At 68.1% G+C, this 22,982-nt stretch carries 18 protein-coding genes; 11 read left to right on the top strand and 7 right to left on the bottom strand.

Annotation, left to right across the window (positions count from 1 at the left end):
- Nucleotides 1–34 precede the first annotated feature (34 nt).
- The 3 genes from OYT95_RS06500 (at nt 35) to OYT95_RS06510 (ending at nt 8,529) form a co-directional block, all read left to right on the top strand.
- Nucleotides 35–3,916 (top strand): ABC transporter ATP-binding protein, encoded by a 3,882-nt coding sequence (locus OYT95_RS06500; protein WP_268791013.1) that lies wholly within the window; start codon nt 35–37, stop codon nt 3,914–3,916.
- Between the two features lie 165 nt (nt 3,917–4,081).
- On the top strand, nt 4,082–7,804 hold the full coding sequence (locus OYT95_RS06505) for a multifunctional oxoglutarate decarboxylase/oxoglutarate dehydrogenase thiamine pyrophosphate-binding subunit/dihydrolipoyllysine-residue succinyltransferase subunit (RefSeq protein ID WP_409372256.1): 3,723 nt from the start codon (nt 4,082–4,084) through the stop codon (nt 7,802–7,804).
- 8 nt (nt 7,805–7,812) lie between these two features.
- A complete protein-coding gene (locus tag OYT95_RS06510) occupies nt 7,813–8,529 on the top strand; it encodes an AAA family ATPase (protein WP_128639183.1) in 717 nt (238 codons plus the stop codon).
- Here the strand turns inward: OYT95_RS06510 and OYT95_RS06515 are convergent.
- Together OYT95_RS06515 and OYT95_RS06520 are read right to left on the bottom strand one after the other, a co-directional pair.
- Entirely contained in the window at nt 8,526–9,491 is a 966-nt protein-coding gene (locus OYT95_RS06515) for a hypothetical protein (RefSeq protein WP_268791014.1), read from the bottom strand. The genes OYT95_RS06510 and OYT95_RS06515 overlap by 4 nt on opposite strands.
- A 93-nt stretch (nt 9,492–9,584) precedes the next feature.
- Entirely contained in the window at nt 9,585–10,232 is a 648-nt protein-coding gene (locus OYT95_RS06520) for a TetR/AcrR family transcriptional regulator (RefSeq protein ID WP_268791015.1), read from the bottom strand.
- A 70-nt stretch (nt 10,233–10,302) separates the two neighbouring features.
- Between OYT95_RS06520 and OYT95_RS06525 the strand changes: the two genes are divergently transcribed.
- From OYT95_RS06525 to OYT95_RS06535, 3 genes are read left to right on the top strand one after another with little or no spacing between them, the layout of a single operon-like run.
- A complete protein-coding gene (locus OYT95_RS06525) occupies nt 10,303–11,904 on the top strand; it encodes a flavin-containing monooxygenase (RefSeq protein ID WP_268791016.1) in 1,602 nt (533 codons plus the stop codon).
- The gene (locus OYT95_RS06530) at nt 11,901–12,731 is read left to right on the top strand and encodes an SDR family NAD(P)-dependent oxidoreductase (RefSeq protein ID WP_268791017.1); all 831 of its coding nucleotides are present in this window, start codon (nt 11,901–11,903) and stop codon (nt 12,729–12,731) included. The genes OYT95_RS06525 and OYT95_RS06530 overlap by 4 nt, the downstream gene beginning before the upstream one ends.
- A 7-nt stretch (nt 12,732–12,738) precedes the next feature.
- Nucleotides 12,739–13,659: an alpha/beta hydrolase gene (locus tag OYT95_RS06535; RefSeq protein WP_128639185.1), complete on the top strand. Its 921-nt coding sequence runs from the start codon at nt 12,739–12,741 to the stop codon at nt 13,657–13,659.
- On the opposite strand, the gene OYT95_RS06540 is transcribed toward OYT95_RS06535, so the two are convergent.
- Complete coding sequence (locus tag OYT95_RS06540) at nt 13,618–14,559, bottom strand: ABC transporter substrate-binding protein (RefSeq protein ID WP_268791018.1); 942 nt, start codon at nt 14,557–14,559, stop codon at nt 13,618–13,620. The genes OYT95_RS06535 and OYT95_RS06540 overlap by 42 nt on opposite strands.
- Before the next feature lie 143 nt (nt 14,560–14,702).
- Here OYT95_RS06540 and OYT95_RS06545 point away from each other — a divergent pair, with 143 nt between their 5' ends.
- Genes OYT95_RS06545 through OYT95_RS06560 form a run of 4 tightly spaced genes read left to right on the top strand, consistent with a single transcriptional unit; the run spans nt 14,703 to nt 18,246 of the window.
- Entirely contained in the window at nt 14,703–15,674 is a 972-nt protein-coding gene (locus OYT95_RS06545) for an ABC transporter substrate-binding protein (protein WP_112302143.1), read from the top strand.
- 10 nt (nt 15,675–15,684) lie between these two features.
- A complete protein-coding gene (locus OYT95_RS06550) occupies nt 15,685–16,842 on the top strand; it encodes an ABC transporter ATP-binding protein (protein WP_112302142.1) in 1,158 nt (385 codons plus the stop codon).
- Between the two features lie 4 nt (nt 16,843–16,846).
- Nucleotides 16,847–17,545 (top strand): ABC transporter permease, encoded by a 699-nt coding sequence (locus tag OYT95_RS06555; RefSeq protein WP_005239327.1) that lies wholly within the window; start codon nt 16,847–16,849, stop codon nt 17,543–17,545.
- The gene (locus OYT95_RS06560; RefSeq protein WP_005253728.1) at nt 17,542–18,246 is read left to right on the top strand and encodes an ABC transporter permease; all 705 of its coding nucleotides are present in this window, start codon (nt 17,542–17,544) and stop codon (nt 18,244–18,246) included. Before OYT95_RS06555 ends, OYT95_RS06560 begins: the two co-directional genes overlap by 4 nt.
- A gap of 82 nt (nt 18,247–18,328) precedes the next feature.
- On the opposite strand, the gene OYT95_RS06565 is transcribed toward OYT95_RS06560, so the two are convergent.
- The 3 genes from OYT95_RS06565 to OYT95_RS06575 form a co-directional block, all read right to left on the bottom strand.
- Entirely contained in the window at nt 18,329–19,522 is a 1,194-nt protein-coding gene (locus OYT95_RS06565; protein ID WP_037244400.1) for an NAD(P)-dependent malic enzyme, read from the bottom strand.
- A gap of 376 nt (nt 19,523–19,898) precedes the next feature.
- Nucleotides 19,899–20,258 carry a hypothetical protein gene (locus tag OYT95_RS06570; protein ID WP_112302140.1) on the bottom strand — a complete coding sequence of 120 codons (360 nt, stop codon included), beginning with the start codon at nt 20,256–20,258 and terminating at the stop codon, nt 19,899–19,901.
- Nucleotides 20,255–21,109, bottom strand: coding sequence for a PHP domain-containing protein (locus OYT95_RS06575; protein WP_037244392.1), 855 nt, complete (start codon nt 21,107–21,109; stop codon nt 20,255–20,257). The genes OYT95_RS06570 and OYT95_RS06575 overlap by 4 nt, the downstream gene beginning before the upstream one ends.
- A gap of 146 nt (nt 21,110–21,255) precedes the next feature.
- Here OYT95_RS06575 and corA point away from each other — a divergent pair, with 146 nt between their 5' ends.
- Complete coding sequence (gene corA / locus OYT95_RS06580; RefSeq protein WP_037244390.1) at nt 21,256–22,347, top strand: magnesium/cobalt transporter CorA; 1,092 nt, start codon at nt 21,256–21,258, stop codon at nt 22,345–22,347.
- Here the strand turns inward: corA and OYT95_RS06585 are convergent.
- On the bottom strand, nt 22,344–22,931 hold the full coding sequence (locus tag OYT95_RS06585; protein WP_268791019.1) for a suppressor of fused domain protein: 588 nt from the start codon (nt 22,929–22,931) through the stop codon (nt 22,344–22,346). The two genes, corA and OYT95_RS06585, sit on opposite strands and share 4 nt — an antisense overlap.
- Between the last annotated feature and the right edge of the window lie 51 nt (nt 22,932–22,982).

Below are 22,982 nucleotides of genomic sequence, written 5' to 3' on the forward strand. Positions count from 1 at the left end.
GCTCCTGTCGGTACCCGGCGCTAACGTGGATCCAGTGGCAAGTGAGAGTGCGTCCGGTTCGGTGATCGAACGGGAGCAGACGCTGGAGCAAGATCAGGCACGGCCGGGCTGGATTCGACGGCTGAGCGGTGAGTGCTGGGCGCACCGCCGCGTCGCACTCGGCGCCCTGTCCGTGACGGTCGTCGCCGCCGGGATCGACATCTCGTTCCCCCTCCTCACCAAGTACGCGGTCGACGCCGCCGGCTCGGGTCGCATCACTCACGTGATCGGCATCGCCGCGCTGCTCATCGCACTGCTCGCGTGCGTCCGCTTCGGCTGCCAGTACGGCCGCCGGATGCTCGCCGGGAAGCTGTCGCTCGACGTCCAGCACGACCTGCGGCTCGGCCTGCTGGGTGCGCTGCAACGGCTCGACGGGCGGGGGCAGGATCAGATCCGCACCGGCCAGGTGGTCTCCCGGTCCATCACCGACCTCCAGCTGGTGCAGGGCCTGCTCGCCATGGTCCCGTTGTCGGCAGGCGCGTTGCTCCAATTCGTCCTCGCGCTCGGCATCATGGCCTGGCTGTCACCGCTACTGACCGTCGTCGCGCTGGTGATCGTCCCCGCGGTGTGCCTCGTCGTGTACGCGATGCGCCCGAAACTGTTCGCGGCCACCTGGTCGGCGCAGCAGCGGGCGGCCGACCTCGCACAGCACGTCGAGGAGACCGTCACCGGGGTCCGCGTCGTCAAGGGGTTCGGCCAGGAGCGCCGGGCCGTCGACCAGCTCGAAGACCACAGCCGCACGCTGTACGCCGAACGCCTGCGGGCCGCCCGGATCAATGCACGCTTCGCGCCGACCATGGCGGCACTGCCCCAGCTGGGTCTCGTGGGCGTCATCGCGGTCGGCGGTTACCTCGCCCTCCACGGCGCCATCACGATCGGCACGTTCCTCGCCTTCGCCACGTACGTCGCCACGATGACCGGCGTCACCCGCACGCTGTCGTCGGTCGTGATCATGGCCCAGCTGTCCAGGGCGGCCGTCGAGCGCGTGTACGAGGTGATCGACGCCGAACCGGAGGTCGCGGACCCGCCGCACCCCACCGCACTGCCCGGCGGACCGCTGGGTGTGGATCTGCGCTCGGTCACGTTCGGATTCGAATCGGATCGGCACATCCTCCGCGGACTCGACCTGCGCATCGCGCCCGGCGAGACGGTCGCGGTGGTCGGGACGGCCGGCTCCGGCAAGACCGCGCTGTCACTGCTGCTCCCCCGCTTCTACGCCCCGTCCTCGGGTTCCGTGTCCCTCACGTCGGGGGGCGAGTCGTTCGACGTCGCACACCTGAGCGCCGAGCAGTTGCGCGAAGCCGTCGGCCTCGTGTTCGACGAGCCGTTCCTCTTCTCCGACACCATCGCGGCCAACATCGCCCTCGGCAGGCCCGACGCCAGCGCCGAGGAGATCCGTGCCGCCGCCGACATGGCCGCCGCCGACGAATTCGTCTCCGCGTTGCCGGACGGCTACGACACCGTGGTCGGCGAACGGGGTCTCACACTCTCCGGCGGGCAGCGGCAGCGGATTGCGCTGGCACGCGCACTCCTCACCGACCCGCGGGTGCTGATCCTCGATGACGCGACCTCCGCCGTCGACGCCACCACCGAGGCGTCGATCTTCGCGGCGCTGCGCGCGAATCGCGGCCGGACGGCGCTGATACTGGCGCATCGCCGTTCGACACTGTCGCTCGCCGACCGCGTCGCCGTGCTCGACGGCGGACGGATCATCGATTCCGGGACGGTGGCCGAACTCGACGAGCGGTGCCCGCTCTTCCGCGCACTGTTCTCCTCCCCCGACAGCGCGGGTCCCATCGACGTCAGCGTCCCCGCCCCGAGCGAGCCGATGCCGTATCAGCGCATGCCGTCCGAGTCCGAGTTGTGGCCGGAGGACGCCGAGGAGTGGGACGTGCCCGTCGCGTCCGCCTCGTCCGGCCGCACCCCGGCTCCCGGCGCGGGCCCCGGCGGCGGCCGTGCCGCAGGCGGACCGATGGCGGGAGCGCTGGGCAACGTGGCCGCGACCCCGGAACTCCGGCAGGCCGTGAATGCCCTTCCGCCCGCCGTCGAGAGCCCGGGCATCGACACCCGGAACCTGCGCCTGCCCGAGCCCGGCTTCCGGCTGTCGCGGATCCTGCGACCGGTCCGCGCCCTCCTCGTCGCCGTCGTCGTCTGCCTCGCGCTCGACTCGCTCGCCGGGATCGCGTTCCCCTCGATCGTCCGGTTCGCGATCGACCGCGGTGTCGTCCCGCAGGACTCCGCCACGCTCTGGACCGCGGCGGGGGTCGGCGTCGCCCTCGTGGTCGCCGGCTGGCTCGTCGTCGCCCTGATGACGGTCCTCACTGCCCGGGCGGGGGAACGTGTGCTGTTCGGGCTGCGGGTGCGCAGTTACGCCCACCTGCAGCGGCTCGGGCTCGACTACTACGAGCGCGAACTGTCCGGCCGCATCATGACCCGGATGACCACCGACGTCGACGCGTTGTCGTCGTTCATCCAGACGGGGATGTCCACCGCCGTGGTGAGTGTCCTGACGGTCCTCGGCATCTCCGTCGCCCTCGTCGCCACCGACGTCACGCTGGCGCTGGTGGCGCTCGCCGTCATCCCACCGCTCGTCGTCGCGACGCTGATCTTCCGCCGGATCTCCTCGGTGGCGTACACGGTCTCGCGTGAGCGGATCTCGCTCGTCAACGCCGACTTCCAGGAGAACATCGCCGGGCTCCGGGCCGCCCAGGCGTACCGCCGCGAAGGGTTCGCCGCCCGCCGGTTCGCCGAGCGGGCCGACAGCTACCGGCGCAGCCGGATGCGGTCACAGCGGGCGATCTCGCTGTACTTCCCGTTCATCGCGTTCCTCTCGGACCTCGCCCTGGCCGCCGTGGTGTTCGTCGGTGCGCGCCAGGTGGCGGGCGGCGACACGACGACCGGGACGCTCGTCGCCTTCGTGCTGTACCTCGGGCTGCTGTTCGGGCCCATCCAGCAGCTGTCGCAGGTGTTCGACGGGTACCAGCAGGCCAGTGTGGGTCTGCTCCGGATCGGGGATCTGCTCCGCACACCCAGTTCCATCGAGCGGGCGACCTCGCGCGAGAACCTCCAGCCGATCCACGGGCACCTGCGCGGCGAGCTGTGCCTGCGGGACGTCGGGTTCCGCTATCAGGGCGCGGACAGCGACGCCCTGACCGACATCGATCTGCACATCCCCGCCGGCACCACCGTCGCCCTGGTCGGCCGGACCGGCGCGGGCAAGTCGACCATCGTGAAACTGCTCGCCCGGTTCTACGACCCGACGTCCGGCGCGGTGCTCGTCGACGACGTGGACCTCCGCCGGTACCCGCTCGGCGCGTACCGCGGACGGCTCGGCGTCGTCCCCCAGGAAGCTCATCTGTTCACCGGGACCGTCGCCACGAATATCGCGTACGGCCGCCCGGATGCGAGCCGCGAGGAGATCGAGGACGCCGCCCGCGCGGTCGGAGCGCTGGGCACGATCGCCGGATTCCGGGGTGGGATGCATCACCCCATCGGCGAGCGCGGGCAGGGACTGTCGGCGGGCCAGCGCCAGCTGATCGCGCTCGCCCGGGCCGAGCTGGTCGACCCCGATCTACTGCTGCTCGACGAAGCGACCGCGACGCTCGATCCGGCCACCGAGCAGGTAGTTCTCGAGGCGAGCAGCCGTGTGACCCGCACCCGGACGTCGGTGGTGGTGGCCCACCGACTGGCCACCGCGGCCCGGGCAGATGTGATCCTCGTCATCGACAAGGGGCGGGTGGTCGAAACCGGATCGCACGCCACCCTGCGCTATGCCGGTGGCCACTATTCGGGACTGTGGGATGCGGCGGAGACCGGGTCGGGGAATAATCGCGGGGCGAGAACCGTCATCGATGGTGACCCCATCGGTTGGCCGTGAGACAGCTCACACGTGCAGGCCTGGCGATCTACACGTCACACGCGAGGGCTAGTCTCATGTATATAGGCGCTCTGATCGGGTACCGAAATAGAAACGAGGCGAACACCTGCCGTGAGCAGCAGCTCTACATCCCAGTTCGGACAGAACCAGTGGTTGGTTGACGAGATGTACCAGCGTTTCCAGGACGATCCGTCGTCCGTGGACGCGAGTTGGCACGAATTCCTGACGGATTACTCTCCCGACGCCGCCGCCAAGGCAGGCGCAGCCAACGGACAAGGCACGAACGGCACCACCACCGCCGCACCTGCTGCCGCTCCCTCCGCCAAGGCGTCGACTCCCCCGGTTCCCGAGTCCGAGACCGCACCCAAGCCTCAGACCAAGGCGGCCAACGGCGCCGCGCCGAAGACTGCACCCAACGGTGCAGCTCCGAAGGCTGCTGCCCCGAAGACCGAGGCCCCCAAGAAGGCCGCACCCGCGAAGGAGACCGCGGCGAAGGACGCGAAGGCGTCCGCTCCCGCGCCTGCAGTGGAGGAGTCGAAGGTTCTCCGCGGCGCAGCTGCTGCCGTCGCCAAGAACATGTCGGCCTCGCTGGCCATTCCGACCGCCACCAGCGTTCGCGCCATCCCTGCGAAGCTGATGTTCGACAACCGGATCGTCATCAACAACCACCTCGCCCGTACCCGCGGCGGCAAGATCTCGTTCACGCACCTGCTGGGTTACGCGATCGTTCAGGCGGTCAAGGCGTTCCCGAACATGAACCGGCACTTCGCCGAGATCGACGGCAAGCCCAACGCGGTCACCCCCGCACACACCAACCTCGGTCTGGCCATCGACCTGCCGGGCAAGGACGGCAGCCGGTCCCTCGTCGTCGCCGCGATCAAGAACACCGACACCCACAACTTCACGCAGTTCTACAGCGCCTACGAGGACATCGTCCGGCGCGCGCGTGACGGCAAGCTCACCGCCGAGGACTTCTCGGGTGTCACCATCTCACTCACCAACCCCGGCGGCATCGGCACCGTGCACTCCGTGCCGCGACTGATGAACGGCCAGGGCGCCATCATCGGTGCCGGCGCGATGGAGTACCCCGCCGAGTTCCAGGGCGCGAGCGACGAGCGCCTCGCCGAGATCGGCGTCGGCAAGCTCATGACGCTGACCTCGACGTACGACCACCGCATCATCCAGGGTGCCGAGTCCGGCGACTTCCTCCGGACCATCCACAACCTGCTGATCAGCGACGAGTTCTACGACGAGATCTTCCACGCGCTGCACATCCCGTACGAGCCGGTCCGCTGGCGCAAGGACGTGCCCGAAGGCGCCGTCGACAAGAACACCCGTGTTCTCGAGCTGATCGCCGCGTACCGCAACCGTGGTCACCTCATGGCCGACACGGATCCGCTGCAGTTCGTCAAGGACAAGTTCCGCAGCCACCCGGACCTCGACGTCCGCACGCACGACCTGACCCTGTGGGACCTCGACCGCGAGTTCAAGGTCGGCGGCTTCCACGGCCAGGAGAAGATGAAGCTGCGCGACGTGCTCAGCGTGCTGCGCGACGCGTACTGCCGCCACGTCGGCGTCGAGTACACGCACATCCTGGAGCCGGAGCAGCAGCAGTGGCTGCAGGACCGGGTCGAGGCGCACCACGTCAAGCCCACGGTCGCTCAGCAGAAGTACATCCTGAGCAAGCTCAACGCTGCCGAGGCGTTCGAGACGTTCCTGCAGACCAAGTACGTCGGGCAGAAGCGCTTCTCCCTGGAGGGTGCCGAGTCCGTCATCCCGATGATGGACGCCGTCATCGACCAGGCCGCCGAGCACCAGCTCGACGAGGTCGTCATCGGCATGCCGCACCGCGGTCGCCTCAACGTTCTCGCGAACATCGTCGGCAAGCCGTACTCGAAGATCTTCACCGAGTTCGAGGGCAACATGAACCCGGCGGCCGCGCACGGCTCCGGCGACGTGAAGTACCACCTCGGCGCCGAGGGCACGTACATCCAGATGTTCGGCGACAACGACATCACCGTGTCGCTGACGGCCAACCCGTCGCACCTCGAGGCGGTCGACCCGGTCCTCGAGGGCCTGGTCCGCGCCAAGCAGGACATCCTCGACAAGGGCGAGGACGGCTTCACCGTCCTGCCGCTCATGCTGCACGGCGACGCCGCGTTCGCCGGTCAGGGTGTCGTGGCCGAGACGTTGAACCTGGCACTGCTGCGCGGGTACCGCACCGGCGGCACCGTGCACATCGTGGTCAACAACCAGGTCGGCTTCACCACCGCCCCGGAGCACTCGCGTTCGTCCGAGTACTGCACCGACGTCGCGAAGATGATCGGCGCGCCGATCTTCCACGTGAACGGCGACGACCCCGAGGCCTGCGTTTGGGTCGCCCAGCTCGCTGTCGACTTCCGGGAGAAGTTCCAGAAGGACGTCGTCATCGACATGATCTGCTACCGCCGTCGCGGTCACAACGAGGGCGACGACCCGTCGATGACGCAGCCGGCGATGTACGACGTGATCGACACCAAGCGCAGCGTTCGTAAGAGCTACACCGAATCCCTGATCGGCCGCGGCGACATCTCGCTGAAGGAAGCCGAAGACGCACTGCGCGACTACCAGGGCCAGCTGGAACGGGTGTTCAACGAGGTTCGCGAACTCGAGAAGTACACGCCGGAGCCCAGTGAGTCGGTCGAGCTCGACCAGGTGCTGCCCACGAAGTTGAAGACGTCCGTCGACGACTCGGTGCTCGAGCGGATCGGCGACGCGTTCGTCAACGTGCCCGAGGGCTTCACCGTGCACCCGCGCGTCAAGCCGGTCATCGAGAAGCGCCGCGAAATGTCCCGCGAAGGCAAGATCGACTGGGCCTTCGCCGAGCTGCTCGCGTTCGGTTCGCTGGTCGACCAGGGCAAGATGGTTCGCCTGTCCGGCCAGGATTCCAAGCGCGGCACGTTCACGCAGCGTCACTCGGTCCTGATCGACCGCAAGACGGGCGCCGAGTACACCCCGCTGCAGAACCTGGGCAGCGAGAACCCCGGCAAGTTCCTGGTCTACGACTCCGCACTCAGCGAGTTCGCCGCCGTCGGCTTCGAGTACGGCTACTCCGTGGGCAACCCGGACGCGCTCGTGCTGTGGGAGGCGCAGTTCGGTGACTTCGTCAACGGCGCGCAGTCGATCATCGACGAGTTCATCTCGTCCGGTGAGGCCAAATGGGGCCAGCTGTCCGACGTCGTGCTGCTGCTGCCGCACGGCCACGAGGGTCAGGGTCCCGACCACACGTCCGGTCGTATCGAGCGCTTCCTGCAGTTGTGCGCCGAGGGTTCGATGACCGTGGCCGTGCCGTCCACCCCGGCCAGCTACTTCCACCTGCTGCGTCGTCACTCGCTCGACGGAATCCGCCGCCCGCTGGTCGTCTTCACACCGAAGTCGATGCTGCGGAACAAGGCTGCGGTCTCCGACGTCGAGGACTTCACCACCGGCAAGTTCCGCTCGGTGTTCGAGGAGCCCACGTACGAGACGGGCGACGCCGAACGCGACAAGGTGCGTCGTGTCCTCCTGGTCAGCGGCAAGCTGTACTGGGAACTGCTGGCGAAGAAGCAGAAGGACAACCGCGAGGACATCGCGATCGTCCGCATCGAGCAGCTGTACCCGGTTCCGAGCCGTCGTCTCCGCGAGACGCTGGACCGCTACCCGAACGCCACCGAGTTCCGCTGGGTTCAGGAGGAGCCGGCCAACCAGGGTGCGTGGCCGTTCTTCGGTCTCGCTCTGCCCGAGTTGCTGCCCGACAAGCTGTCCGGAATCAAGCGCATCTCGCGTCGTTCGATGTCGGCACCGTCCTCGGGTTCGAGCAAGGTGCACGCTGTGGAACAGCAGGAGATCATCGACGAAGCGTTCAGCTGAGCGTTTGATTGACTGATCTGCCACTGAGCCGGGTCGAGTTCACTCCACGGAGCGGATTCGACCCGGCTTCGTGGTATCTGGACCTGCCCGCTGTGGCGGAACTGTGCGAAAACGGGCTGGCATTCGAGCGGCCCGTCACGGTGATCGTGGGTGAGAACGGGGTCGGGAAGTCGACGCTCGTCGAGTCGATCGCCGCGGCCTGGCAGGGCGGGTTCCGCGGGGCGCAGGACCGGTTGTGGTCGGCGGGATCCAGCCCCGAGGACGCGGACCTCGGCACTCATCTCACGTGTGTCGGCGCCCGGCCGCAGCCGTACGGCGGGTGTTTCCTGCGTGCCGAGTCGATGCATTCGTTGTTCGGTGCGGCCGACGAGTCACGGCCCCGAAACGACGATCAGTCGTTCAACCAGCTCTCGCACGGTCAGTCGTTCCTGCGGTACGTCGCCGACCGTCCGATCGGCGTGGGGCTGTGGATTCTGGACGAGCCGGAGGCCGCGCTGTCGTTCCAGTCCTGCCTGGCGCTGCTCGGCGTGATCGCGGATCTCGCCGAAGAGGGTTCGCAGGTGATCATGGCGACGCACTCTCCCCTGCTCGCCGCCGCGCCCGGCGCCGGGATCTGGGAACTCACCGACGACGGGATCGACTTCCCCGAGTGGAATCAGCTCGACCTCGTCCGCAACTGGCGGTCGTTCCTCGACGGACCCGACCGCTTCCTGCGGCATCTCTAGGCAGGCGCCTGCTGCCCCGTCTCTGCCCAGGACCTCACGGCCTGGACTCCGAGGGCGGTGGCGGCGAGTAGTCCGCCGAGGGCGGCGAGGGTGAGCGCGTCGGGGTGGATCAGCGGTTGGCCGCGGAACGCCTGCCAGGTGAGCACGGCGAGCAGTCCGGTGTAGGCGAGCGCCAGCACGGCCATCAGGGAGGCGCGGGGTCCCTCGCTGCGGAGCCACGGAATCCGCGACGCGAGAACGCTCAGGACGAGGGCGCCGATCAGCATCACCTGCAGCCCGTGCAGTCCGACGAAGTGCGGGATGCGGAGGTCGCCGCCGGACGTGCTCCAGTTGGTGACGGGCAGTCCCGGATTCTCGTCGGTGACGCCGACGCTGTGCCGTGCGGCGAGTTCGACGGCGCGGCCGCTCGCGTCGGTCGTCGACTGCCGGCCCTGGAATCCCATGAGATACCCGAGTGCCATGCCTGCCACCGCCAGGAACAGGCCCGCATGGATGGCTCGGGTGAGGGGACGATCTCCCACGCGCTGGAACAGCAGGATCAGGGCGATCACGAGGTTCGCGACGAACAGTCCGGGGACACCGGTCATGAACACGTACTGCCCGATCGTGTTGACGGCGTCGTCGGACGTGTTGAAGTGGCTGAACGTTCCGCGCGCGGCCTGGACCGCGATGAATCCGACGTCGAGGATGCCGGTCACGGCGAACACCGTCGCCATGGCCCGTGTCCATCTGCTGCCTCGATGCGGGAGGGTCAGCATCCACGCCAGGGTGGCCCCGTAGAGCGCGAAGGAGATCGCGAACTTCAGTGGCTTGAGCCACACGGACACTCCGAGCACGGTCCGGTCGTCGACGACGAGTCCGACGGCGCACACCAGCGCGAGGGCGGACATCGCTGCGACCATCACCGCCAGCGGCACCTGGCGGGACGCGACGACGCGGGAGCGGAGATCGAGTGTGGTCATGACGAGAACGCTAGGAACGTCGCATGCGTCGCCACGTCACGCCGGGGAACGAAACCGGTGTCACCCGCGGGTACTACGGGTGCGCCCCGAGTATTAGGGGTGTCGGGTCGTGGTGGCCGACACCAGCGCTGCGGCGATCTCGGGTGCGGCGGCGATGGCGAGCGCGGGAAGGGCCTGGACGTTGAGTTCGATCACTTCGTCTCGGGTCAGGTGCGGGTCGCGCAGCCAGGTGATCGTGACTTCCTCGACGTAGGCGATCCAGCCCCGGACGGCGAGTGCGACGGCCTTGGTGGGCTCGATGCCGATCGCCGGGAGTTGTTCGAGGGTCCGTTCGGACATCACGGCGCGGGTCTGCTCGAAGACGGCGCGCATGTCCGGGTCGCCACTCGCCGTCCCCCTCAGGAGCGACACGTAGGTGCCACGGTTCTCGCTGACGTAGTCGACGTAGGACGCGAGCACCGAGCGCAGGATCTGCATCGGATCCCGCGCTTCCCCGACGTACGGGTCGGGGGCGGTGCGGGCGAGCATCTCGCTGCTGGTGTGTCGCACGATCTCGAGGTGGAAGTCGTGTTTGGAGGCGAAGTAGTGGAACAGCAGGCCGCGGGAGACACCGGCCTGATCGGCAATGTCCTCGACGGAGATCTGCTCCAACGGGCGCTGCGCCAGCATCTTCGCGCCGAGGTCGATGAGTTGCGCGCGCCGTTGTTCGGGGCTGAGACGGGTCCGCTTCACGACGTCCATGAGACAAGACTACTGAATGAAGGTCAATAGGCTATTGACTGCCCCTCAATAGCGCCCTATTGTTTCTTACATGAGTCTCCCCGTCACAGATACTTCCGCCCCCACCGCAGGGGTCCGGCACATCGACACGCTGATCATCGGCAGCGGGTTCGCCGGCCTCGGCGCGGCGATCAAGCTGACCCAGGCAGGCAAGACAGACTTCCTCGTGCTCGAACGCGGCACCGACGTCGGTGGTACCTGGCGAGACAACACGTACCCGGGCGCGGCGTGTGATGTTCCCTCACATCTGTACTCCTACTCGTTCGCGCTGAACCCGGAGTGGACTCGGTCGTTCTCGACGCAGCCCGAGATCCAGAAGTACATCCAGTCGGTGGCCGACAAGTACAAGGTGCGCGACAAGCACCTCTTCGGCTGTGACGTGCAGTCCGCCCACTGGAACGAGTCGACCACCCGCTGGGAGGTCACCACCACGAAGGGGAACTTCGTCGCGAAGGTCCTCGTGTCTGCGGTCGGTGCACTGTGCGAGCCGTCCCTCCCCGACATCAAGGGCATCGAAGGCTTCGAGGGCGAGATCTTCCACTCCGCCCGCTGGAACCACGACGCCGACCTGGCGGGGAAGCGCGTCGCCGTCATCGGTACCGGCGCCTCGGCCATCCAGATCGTGCCCGCCATCGGCAAGAAGGTGTCGCACCTCGACGTGTACCAGCGCACGGCGCCGTGGATCCTGCCCCGGGCGGACCGTGAGTACACGAAGCTCGAGCACACCGCGTTCAAGTATCTCCCCGGCTTTCAGAAACTGTGCCGCGCCGGGATCTACTGGATGCGCGAGAGCCAGGTCGTCGGACTCGCGAAGGCCCCCGTCTTCATGAAGCCGCTGCAGTTCGCGGCCGAGCGCCACCTGCGTCGCCAGATCAAGGACAGGGATCTGCGCAAGAAGGTCACGCCGAACTTCCAGATCGGCTGCAAGCGCATGCTGATCTCGAACAACTACTACCCCACCCTGGCGCAGGACAACGTCGACCTGGTGACCGACGGCATCGCCGAGGTCACGGCCAACTCGGTGGTCTCGAAGGACGGCACCGTCCGTGAGGTCGATGCCATCGTCGTCGCCACCGGCTTCCACGTCACCGACTCCCCCACGTTCGAGGGCATCTTCGGCAAGGACGGCCGCTCGCTCGCCGACGTCTTCGACAAAGGCGGACAGCAGGGCTACAAGGGGGCCGCGATCGCGAACTTCCCCAACATGTTCTTCCTGGTGGGCCCGAACACGGGCCTGGGCCACACCTCGATGGTCTTCATGATCGAGTCGCAGCTCAACTACCTCGTCGACGCCCTGCAGACGCTCGACAAGTACGGCATCGGCAAGATCGAGGTCCGGCAGGACGCCCAGGACCGGTACAACGCGGAACTCCAGGAGAAGCTGTCGCACAGCGTCTGGAACAACGGTGGGTGCGCGAGCTGGTACCTCGACAAGCACGGCAACAACACCACGCTGTGGCCGGGCTTCACGTTCCAGTTCCGGAACGAGACGAAGCGCTTCGACCTCACCGCGTACGACAGCGTGACCACCGCCGATCTGGCTGCACCGGTGCACGTGAACGGCACGACCCCCGGCCCGGCCGCCATCCCGGCACAGATCGACCTCGACGACGACAAGGTGACAGCACAGTGAGCGAGTTCGCAGGCAAGGTAGTCGTGATCACCGGAGCCGGTTCCGGTATCGGCAGGGCGCTCGCCCTCAACCTGGCGGGCCGGGGTGCCAGGCTGGCGATCTCGGACATGGACACGGTCGGGCTCGCCGAGACCGCACGCCAGGCCGAGGCGCTGGGCGCCGAGGTCAAGGCCGATCACCTGGACGTCACCCAGCGCGAGGCGGTGCTCGCATACGCCGACAAGGTGCGGGCGCACTTCGGCAAGATCAACCAGGTGTACAACAACGCCGGCATCGCCTACCACGGTGAGTTCGAGAAGTCCGAGTTCAAGGACATCGAGAAGATCATGGACGTGGATTTCTGGGGAGTCGTCAACGGCACCAAGGCCTTCCTGCCGCATCTCATCGCGTCGGGCGACGGCCACGTCGTGAATGTCTCGAGCCTCTTCGGTCTGCTGTCCATGCCCGGCCAGAGCGCGTACAACTCGGCGAAGTTCGCGGTGCGCGGTTTCACCGAGTCGCTGCGCCAGGAGATGCTGATCGCCAAGCACCCCGTCAAGGTGACGTGCGTGCACCCCGGTGGCATCAAGACGGCCATCGCCCGCAACGCCACCGCGGGCCCGGGCGAGGACCTCGACACGTTCGCGCAGTTCTTCGACCAGAAACTCGCACGCACCACTCCGGAGGCGGCGGCCGAGACCATCGTGAACGGTGTCCGCAAGAGCAAGCCGCGCGTCCTGATCGGCGCCGACGCCAAGTTCCTCGACGCCTGGGTGCGGCTCGTCGGGCCGAGCTACCAGCGTGTGGTTGCTTTCGTCGCCGGACGCGTCCTCCCCAAGTCGAACTGAGGTACCGATGAGCTTCCACCTGCCGCTGCCGGTCGTCGCGACGGCCCTCCGGCCGTTCTACCGCCTCGGCCTCAACGCCCGGCTTCCGTACACCGTCCAGAGGGCGATCCTCGACCTCGGCGCTCCGTTGCAGCAGGTGCCTGCAGGTGCCGTCGTCCGCCCGACCTCGCTGGCCGGGCGGCCGGCGGAGCGAATCACGGTGGGAGCCACCGAACGCCGGACCGCCGTGCTCTACCTGCACGGTGGGGCGTACACGATCGGTTCGCTCGCCACGCACCGTTCGCTGGCGGCTCACCTCGCCAGGGAATCCGGCAGCGTCGTCTACACCCTCGACTACCGGCTGGCTCCGGAACATCCGTTTCCGGCCGGGCTCGAGGACGCGGTCGCGGCATACCTGGAGCTGAACACCGAACATGGCTACGAGACAGAGCAACTCGCCATCGCGGGCGATTCGGCGGGCGGCGGCCTGACGGTCGCCACCGCGCGACGGCTGATCGACCGGCACGGTGTGACGCCGGCCGCGTTGGCACTGATCGCTCCGTGGGTCGATCCAGGCAGGCGTGACACGTCCCGGGACCGGGATCTCGTGGTCAACACGGCGTGGTCGTTCGACGCCGCCGAAAAGTACCTGGGCAACGGGGACGCACACGATCCGGGTTACGCACCGCTGCACGGAAATCTGGCGGGACTGCCGCCGACACTGATCCACGTCGGGGTGGACGAGGTGCTCTACCCGCAGATCGTGGAGTTCGTCGACAAGCTGAACGAGTCGGATGTGGACGTCACCCTCACCGAGTACGCCCGGCTGTGGCACGTTGCCCACCTGCAGGCGTCCCTGGTCCGCGAGGCCGCGGACGCGGTCGCGGAACTCGGCGCGTTCCTGGGTTCACAGATGAGCGTCGAGCCACACCCGCGCCACGTCGGCTGAATCGGCACCACCGCGGACCTGGCCGATCATGTCGGCTAGGTCCGCGGTCGTCAGCTCACCCGCCACGACGTTCAACGCCTTCAGCTGGGCTTCGGTGAGAGTTCCGATCCGGAACAGCGGCACCACGTTCTGTGCGGTGAACACGTGCTCGTCGTCCGCCAGCAGCACCAGGTCCGCGCCCGCGACGGCGGGTGACGCAGTGGTCACCCCGGCCACCCGCACGACTCCGTCCGCCGGTGCCGTGGCGTCGAGTTCGCCGACGGCGGCGGCGTCGTCGCCCACCGTCCGAATCTGTGCGAACGTGCAGCCGGTGAGGTCGGGAAGCGCGTCGGCCTCGAACGCCGGGGCGAGCACGGCTGTGCTCCTGCTGCACGAGGGAACGAGTTCGTCCAGGGTGGTGAGATCCAGCTGCCCCGACGCCTGCTGGGTCACCGCCAGCGCCGATCCGTCCTCGGCGGCCGCGAAGTCGGAGATCGAAAGACCCTGCGGCAGAGCCTTGCTCAACGCCTCGAACACCTCGTCCTGTTCCGTCTCCGTCGATTCGGGGTCGTAGTAGCGCAGCAACCGGCCCGTGAACTCCGGCACCAGCGTGACGTTTCCGGCATCGAGCTGGCCGAGGTACGCGGTCCGGTCGCCGAGGCCCCCCTCGGTGGTGACCGGCGCCCCGGTCGAACGCAGGGCACCCGCATAGATTTCGGCCAGGATCCGGCTCTCCGCTCCGTCACCCGCACCCACCACGATCTCGCCCGTCCCCTGCCCCGCGGAACCGTCGAGGGTCGTGTCACCGCCTGCGCATCCCGACACCACCCCCGCGACCAGCAGCAGCGCGGACGCGGCGATCAGTGCCCGGGACCATGCCGCCGGGCGCTCGGCCGATCCGTCTGTGCGTGTGTGTGCCACGTCGCGCCTTTCGTTTACCTCGAGCTGGTCGAAAACCGTGCTCTGTCCGCCCCTATCGTTACACTGGCCAACCGATGGCGCGGACACGCGTCCACCGGTTTCCGTCGGCAGGTCCGGCGCCGGTGACAACGGGAAGGACGCTCATGCGCACCTCACGAATTCTGTCGGGCCTCACCCGCCGCTCCGTGGGCAGTATCGCTCTCGCGACGGTGGCCGTCGTGTCGCTCGCGGCGTGCGGTGGCGGATCCGACCCCCTGACCGCCGGCGGCGAGGGATCCGGTGACGACCCCGACACGATCATCGTGGGATCGGCGAACTTCCCCGAATCGGAGACGGTCGCGAACATCTACACCGAGGTGCTCCGCGCCAACGGGTTCGATGTGACGACGAAGTTCAACATCGGCAGCCGTGAGGCCTACATCCCTGCGCTGAAGGACGGCTCGATCGACGTCATCCCGGATTACACGGGCAACCTGCTGCAGTATCTCGACCCGGACTCGACGGCGACGAGCGCCGCCGACGTGGACGCCGCGCTGCCTGCCGCGCTCGGCTCGGAGCTGACGATCACCACCCCGGCCCCGGCCGAGGACAAGGACGCCGTCGTCGTCACGAAGGAGACGGCGCAGCGCTGGAACCTCACCTCGATCGCGGATCTCGCGGCGCACTCGAACGAGGTGAAATTCGGTGCACCCGCCGAGTTCCAGGAGCGTCCCGGTGGCCTGCCCGGCCTGAAGGCCAAGTACGGCCTCGACATCACGGCCGACAACTTCGTCCCGATCGCCGACGGCGGCGGTCCGGCCACGGTGGACGCCCTCGCGTCGGGGCAGATCACGGCCGCCGACATCTTCACGACGTCCCCGGCGATCGCGCAGAACGGTTTCGTCGTGCTCGCGGATCCGCAGAACAACTTCGCGGCGCAGAACGTCGTCCCGGTGGTGCGTGCCACCAAGTCCTCCGACAAGCTGACCCGGGCGCTCGACGCGCTGTCGGCGAAGCTGACCACCGAAGAGCTTGTCGCGCTGAATGATTCCGTGTCGGGTGACGCGAAAACCGAGCCGGCTGCGGCCGCGAAGCAGTGGGTGACGGACCAGGGGCTCGACAAGCCGGTCTCGTGAGGAGCCTGCCGTGATCACATTCTCGGGAGTCACCAAGCAGTACCCGGACGGTACGACGGCGGTCGACGGCCTCGACCTGGAGATCGACGCCGAATCGTTCACGGTCTTCGTCGGGCCGTCCGGCTGTGGCAAGACCACGTCGATGCGGATGATCAACCGGATGATCACCCCGACCGCGGGAACGATCACGGTCGACGGCCGCGACATCGCCCAGACCGACGCGGTGAAGCTTCGGCTCGGCATCGGCTACGTCATCCAGAGCGCAGGACTGCTGCCGCACCGCACGGTGGTCGACAACGTCGCGACCGTGCCGGTGCTGCGCGGCGACTCACGACGCAACGCCCGCAAGGCCGCGTTGGCGGTGCTCGAACGCGTCGGACTCGACCCGGCGCTGGCGTCCCGCTATCCCGGCCAGCTGTCCGGCGGGCAGCAACAACGCGTGGGGGTCGCGCGGGCACTGGCTGCCGACCCCCCGATCCTGCTGATGGACGAACCGTTCAGCGCCGTCGATCCCGTTGTCCGCGAAGATCTGCAGGCCGAGATGCAGCGCCTGCAGGCCGAGATGCGCAAGACGATCGTGTTCGTCACCCACGACATCGACGAGGCCGTCAAACTCGGTGACCGGGTGGCGGTCTTCGGACCGGGTGGCCGGTTGCAGCAGTACGACGCGCCCGACACGGTGCTGTCCGCGCCGGCCACCGATTTCGTCGCCTCGTTCGTGGGACGCGACCGCGGGTACCGCGGGCTGTCGTTCCGGACGGCAGATCAGGTTCCGCTGCACACCATCCGGACGGCGACCGAGAAGGAGTTGCCCGGGCTCCGGCTCGAACAGGGTGAATGGGTCCTGGTCGTCACGGACGCGGGCGTACCGCGGGGGTGGATCGACGTCACCGGCGTCGAGGGGGCGCGGGCCGGTCGGCCCGTCTCCGAATGCACCGCGGCCGGTGGATCCCTCTTCTCCCCCGGCGCCGACCTGCGGCAGGCCCTGGACGCGGCCATCTCCTCTCCGTCGGGCATCGGTGTGGCCGTCGACGCCGACGGCGCGGTCACCGGGGGCATCCTCGGCTCCGAGGTGATCGCGAAGCTGGCCGAGCAGCGGGCAGCCGAGGATCGTGCGAGGGGTGAGCACTACTTCACTGCCCAACCGGCAACCCCGGACGGGCCGTGATCCCATGCGGTGGCTCATCGACAACTTCTCGGTCGTCGTCGACCTGACGAAGACCCATCTCTACCTCGCGCTGGTTCCGCTGCTGATCGGGTTGCTCATCGCGGTCCCGGTCGGGACCGCGATCCGGGGTGCGTCCTGGCTGCGGAAGATCACGCTGATCGTCGCGGGCATCGCGTTCACGATCCCGTCGCTGGCATTGTTCGTGACAATCCCCTCCGTCGTCGGACTGCAGATCCTGGACCCGCTCAACGTGGTGATCGCGCTGACGATCTACTCCACCGCCCTGCTCATCCGCGCCGTGCCCGAGGCCCTCGACTCCGTTCCCGCCGACGTCGTCGACTCGGCCACCGCGATGGGTTTCACCCGGCTCCGCCGGGCCCTGACCGTCGAATTGCCCCTCGCGCTACCCGTTCTCGTCGCGAACGTGCGAGTGGTGGCCGTGACCAACATCTCGCTGGTGTCGGTGGGTTCGCTGATCGGGATCGGCGGTCTCGGCACCCTGTTCACCCAGGGCTACCAGCGTGACTACCCGGACCAGATTCTCGCCGGGATCATCGCGATCGTCGTTCTGGCCCTCGCGTTCGACCTGCTGCTGTTCCTGGTCGGCCGGGCACTGACACCGTGGACCCGGCAGCAGAAGGTCCGGCGCACGCCGCTGGTCGCGGGACAGTCGGCGGCCCCGGCCGCAGGGGAGGCTTCGTGAACATCTTCGGCGGCGCATGGGAGTACATCGTCGATCCGGGTAACTGGTCGGGCAGTACCGGAATCGGCGCCCGCATTCTCGAACACCTCTGGTACAGCTTCCTGGCAGTTGCACTGTCCGCGGTGGTCGCGGTCCCGATCGGTCTGATCATCGGACATCTGCGCAAGGGTGACGTGGTCGTGGTCGGTCTCGTCAACGCGCTCCGCTCGCTGCCGACACTGGGTCTGCTGACGTTCCTGGTGCTGCTGCTCGGACTGGGTCTGATCCCGCCGATCCTGGCGCTGGTGATCCTCGGAATCCCGCCGGTGCTCGCGGGCACGTACGCGGGTGTCGCGAACGTCGACCGAACGGTCGTGGACGCCGCCCGCGCGATGGGAATGACCGAATGGCAGGTCCTCACGCGTGTCGAGGCCCCGAATGCGCTGCCGCTCATGCTCGGCGGGCTGCGTAACGCCACCCTGCAGATCATCGCGACCGCAACGGTCGCCGCGTACGTCAACCTCGGCGGCCTGGGGCGCTACATCTTCGACGGACTGGCCCTGCGCCAGTACGACCGGGTGCTCGTCGGTGCGCTGCTCGTGACGATCCTCGCCCTCGTCGTGGACGGCCTGCTGGCGCTGGCGGTGTGGGCGTCCGTTCCGGGGACCGGCCGCCTGCGCCGCAACCCGAGCGCCGAACAGATCGCCGAGCGCGCGTCGTAGCGAAGAAGTCCCCCAACGGCAAACACCCCGACACCGGAACCGTGGGTGCGGGTTCCGGATCGGGGTGCTCGACGGATTCTCGCTAGTCGGTGACGCCTTCTGCACGAGCAGCGGCGGCGACTGCCTCCGCGACAGCGGGGGCGACGCGAGGATCGAGCGGGCTGGGAACGATCTTGTCTACAGCCAGCTCGTCACCGACGACCGAGAGGATTGCCTCGGCGGCGGCGAGCTTCATACCTTCGGTGATCCGGCGGGCACCGGCATCCAGGGCGCCACGGAACACGCCGGGGAAGGCAAGCACATTGTTGATCTGGTTCGGGAAATCGCTGCGTCCGGTGGCCACGATCGCCGCATGCTTGCGGGCGATGTCGGGGTGGATCTCCGGGTCCGGGTTCGACAACGCGAACACGATGGAATCCTTCGCCATGGTGGCGATCAGCTCCTCCGGCACGGTCCCGGCGGACACCCCGAGGAACACATCCGCCCCGTCGAGGGCTTCGGCGGTGCCGCCGCGGCGGCCGGCCGGGTTGGTGCGCGCGGCCAGGTCGACCTTGATCTCGTTGAGGTCCTGCCGGTCGGCGGAGACGATGCCCTTCGAGTCGAGGACGGTCACGTCGGCGATCCCGGCGGCGAGCAGGATGTTCGCGCAGGCGACTCCGGCGGCGCCGGCACCGGAGATGACGACCCGCAGATCGTGGATGTCGCGGTCCTGGACCTTGACCGCACCCTTGAGGGCGGCGAGGACGACGATGGCGGTGCCGTGCTGGTCGTCGTGCATGACCGGGCAGTCCAACGCCTCGATGACGCGCTTTTCGATCTCGAAGCAGCGCGGTGCGGAGATGTCCTCGAGGTTGACCGCACCGAAGCTCGGGCGCAGCCGGATCAGGGTTTCGACGATCTCGTCGGGATCCTTGGTGTCGAGGACCAGCGGGATCGAGTTCAGGCCCGCGAAGTTCTTGAACAGGGCGGACTTGCCCTCCATCACGGGAAGGGACGCGCGCGGGCCGATGTCCCCGAGGCCGAGCACCGCGGAGCCGTCGGAGACGACGACCACCAGGCGGCTGGTCCAGGTGTACCGGTCGGCGAGGGTTTCGTCGGCGGCGATGGCGCGGGAAACCTGTGCGACGCCGGGTGTGTAGGCAATGGACAGGGCGCGCTGCGTATCGAGGGCGGTCGTGGTCTCGACGGAGAGCTTCCCCCCGATGTGGCCGGCGAAGATCTCTTCGTCGGTCAGCTCGACCTTCTGCGGTGTGGTGGGTTCGGACACGATGGACACGATGACACTCCTGCTAAGTCCAGGCTCACTCGGGGCCGGGTTACTGAGAAGTAACCGTGAGGATCGGCGCTGATCTTCACAGTTACTCCACGAACGACAACTGAGGGTGAAGCTTCCGGGGTGCGCGATCACGATGGCCGCAGAACGTCCGAAGCGTCATGGCACGGGCGGGTGAGCCCTGGCAACACTGCCATAAACCCCCGCCGAAGGGCGGTGGCGCCGACGTCGGAGTGGTGCTAAGTCTGGCACGAATATCGATGCACAATCAAATTGCCACGACAGTCAGATGTCTCACGTTTTCTGGCCTCTACCTGTGAGAATAAGTTACCGGCGGGTCACTGTGAGAGCCGGTTTCACATAACGCACCGAGTGTCCGTCAACCCCACCACTGGGTGGCCAGCAGAAGCGCCGCCGCCGCGAGAACGGCGACGGATGCGACCACGGCGACGAGACCGTCGCGGCGGTCCGAAATCCGCTGCGCCACGATCACGAACACGGACGCAACCACGTGCGCGGTGATGGAGATCGCCCCGGGGCCTGGGAAGCCACGGCCGCCGCCCACGTAGGCGGAGCCGATCACGACGAGGCAGAGGATCACCACGCCGGCGGCGACGGCCCCGCTGAGGGCGCGCAGCGCGCGGACCACGAGCGGACTGCGTCGCGGTTCGGTGGCCGTCACCGTCCTCGGGACGGTCGGACCGTAGGGGTCGTACCGCTCGGACTCGTGCGTGTTCATGCCGAGACCACCTGCACCCCGGATGCTTTCGATACGAGGGTGTCGAATTCGTCGGCGTCCGTCGTGAACTCACCGAGCCGGATGGCCTTGTTCGTGCCGTGGTAGTCGGAGGAGCCGGTGACGACCAGACCGAGCTCGTCGGCGAGTTCCTGCAGTACCCGCGCGTCGTCCGACGAGTGATCGGGGTGATGCACCTCGAGTCCGTGCAGACCGGCTCCCGCCAGGTCGCGGACGTGATCGAGGGACAGCAGCCGTCCCCTCGTGCGGGCCCGACCGTGGGCGAGGACGCTCACTCCCCCGGCCTCCGCCACCAGTTGGACGGCGTCGTCGAGGGGGGTGTCCGACTTGTCGACGAAGTACCGGCCGCGCGGGGCCAGCAGATCCACGAACGCCTCACCGACGCTGCCGACCACACCGGCGCGCATCAGGGCCCTCGCCAGGTGCGGGCGCCCCGCCGCAGGTCCCGCTTCCGCGAGCACCTCGTCGGCGTCGATGGGGAGACCGTCCTCCATCATGAGCTCCGCCATGGCGCGGATGCGCACGATCCGCTCGTTCCGCAACCGTTCCCTCTCGCGCGCAAACGCGGCGTGCGCGGGATCGAACAGGTAGGCGAGGAGATGCACCGCAACCGGGCGTCCGTCCTCGCCTCGCCCCTCGCAGGACATCTCCATGCCCCGCACCAGCGCGAGCCCCGCAGGCAACGCTGCGACCGCCTCGGCCCACCCCGCCGTCGTGTCGTGATCGGTGATCGCCACGGTGTCGAGTCCCGCCGCCCCCGCGGCGCGCACAAGGTCCGCCGGGCTGTCGGTTCCGTCGGAGGCCGTCGAATGGGTGTGGAGATCGATGAGCACCAGACCAGTCTGTCAGGTGTCGCGGCACGGGGTCCGAGCGTGCGGCCCGGAAGCCTGGCGTGTCGTGCGACACCGCCGGCCCGGAGCGGGTGCTGACGTACGATTCACCAGCAGTATGTCCGACTCGACGGTGAAGGGAGGGCCCGGTGCCGTCTGTGCCCTCGCTCCCCAAGCGCGGCAGCGACAAGGATCAGCGCAACGGTGACAAGGACCCGGCCCCCAGGATCCGCATCCCGACGGCGCGCGCCATCGTGGATTGCGGTGTGTACGTCGACGGCACGAGGCTTCCCGGCAAGTACACGCACCAGGCCGCGATGGCCGAGGTCCGCGAGCAGGGTCGGGGGTTCGTGTGGGTCGGGCTTCTCGCCCCCGACGAGGGGCAGATGGAGAGTGTGGCCGAGACGTTCGGGCTGCACGAGCTGATGGTCGAGGACGCCGTCCACGCCCACCAGCGGCCGAAGCTGGAACGCTACGACGACGTCCTGTTCCTCGTGTTGCGGACGGTCAACTACGTGCCGCACGAGTCGGTGGCCACTGCCAGCGAGATCGTCGAGACCGGCGAGATCATGGTGTTCGTGGGCGCCGACTTCGTCATCACCGTCCGGCACGGTGACCATTCCCCGCTCGCGAACGTCCGCCATGCGCTGGAGGCGAACCAGGAGCGGCTCGCCCTTGGCCCCTACGCGGTGCTGCACGCGGTCGCGGACCACGTGGTGGACACGTACCTCGAGGTCACCCAGGCCATCGAGGAGGACGTCGACGGCATGGAGGAGGCGGTGTTCAGTCCGCGCAGCAGCGTCGCGGTCGAACACATCTACCTTCTCAAGCGCGAGATCGTCGAACTCCGCAAGTCGGTGAACCCGCTGTCCAATCCGCTGCTCCGGCTGACGCGATCCCCGGGCAATCCGGTGCCGAAGGAGATTCGCCGCTACTTCCGCGACGTCCTCGATCACCACACCACCGTCGCCGAGCGGATCGCCGAATACGACGAGGTCCTCAGCTCACTCGTCGATGCCGCCCTCGCCAAGATCGCCGTGCAGCAGAACACCGACATGCGCAAGATCTCGGCGTGGGTGGCCATCGCGGCCGTGCCGACGATGATCGCGGGCATCTACGGCATGAACTTCGACAACATGCCCGAATTGCATTGGCAGTACGGCTATCACGGCGTGGTGTTGGTGATCGCGTCGGTGACGGTGGGCCTGTTCGTCACGTTCCGCCGGAACCACTGGCTCTAGAGGGACGCGGCACCGCGGTGCGGATCGCGGACGTCGATGCCCGCCTCCGCCCAGGCGTCGCGTAGTGCGCCTGCGCCGCGCAGTCGGACCCACGCCGCCTCGGTGCCGGTGATCGGCACGACCGCGAGGAACCGCACGGCCTCCGCGGGTTCGGGCAGCGGGAGGTCGGGGATGGCCGACTCACCGAGCAGCACGGCGGTGAACGGTGTGTCCTTCCACAGCGGCTCCCCCAGGTCGAGCAGCGCATCCTCGACGAGAACCACCCCTTCCACCGACGGCGCCGCCGCCAGGACCGCGAGTGTGCGCGCCACTCCCGACGCCACCCCGGCGCCGCCGCGCAGGGTGAGGATCAGTTCGGCGCGGGGGCCACGGAGCGGGTCGGCCACCAGTTCGCCGGGGTCGCCCATCGGGTGCCGGGAGCACCCCAGGGTCACGTAGCGAACCAGATCCTCGTCGTCGGGTGCGAACCGCAGCACGTCCAGCGGCTCGACGCCCAGGAACGTCACCGATGCGGCGGTCGGCTCCGGTCCCCCGATCTGCCCCAGCAGGTGCGCGCGAACGGAGGCCACAACGCTGTCAGTCACCCCGCAATCAAACCACCGAAGCCGCTCACCCGTCCTCCGGCCTCGCGAGCC

Source organism: Rhodococcus sp. JS3073 (assembly GCF_026810085.1).
Taxonomy (GTDB): domain Bacteria; phylum Actinomycetota; class Actinomycetes; order Mycobacteriales; family Mycobacteriaceae; genus Rhodococcus_F; species Rhodococcus_F wratislaviensis.

Coding starts and splice junctions, on each gene's coding strand:
- OYT95_RS06570 (WP_112302140.1), bottom strand. CDS start 20,258: ATGAACACGCACGAGTCCGAGCGGTACGACCCCTACGGTCCGACCGTC.
- OYT95_RS06535 (WP_128639185.1), top strand. CDS start 12,739: ATGAGCTTCCACCTGCCGCTGCCGGTCGTCGCGACGGCCCTCCGGCCG.
- OYT95_RS06520 (WP_268791015.1), bottom strand. CDS start 10,232: ATGGACGTCGTGAAGCGGACCCGTCTCAGCCCCGAACAACGGCGCGCG.
- OYT95_RS06505 (WP_409372256.1), top strand. CDS start 4,082: ATGTACCAGCGTTTCCAGGACGATCCGTCGTCCGTGGACGCGAGTTGG.
- OYT95_RS06525 (WP_268791016.1), top strand. CDS start 10,303: ATGAGTCTCCCCGTCACAGATACTTCCGCCCCCACCGCAGGGGTCCGG.
- OYT95_RS06555 (WP_005239327.1), top strand. CDS start 16,847: ATGCGGTGGCTCATCGACAACTTCTCGGTCGTCGTCGACCTGACGAAG.
- OYT95_RS06545 (WP_112302143.1), top strand. CDS start 14,703: ATGCGCACCTCACGAATTCTGTCGGGCCTCACCCGCCGCTCCGTGGGC.
- OYT95_RS06515 (WP_268791014.1), bottom strand. CDS start 9,491: ATGACCACACTCGATCTCCGCTCCCGCGTCGTCGCGTCCCGCCAGGTG.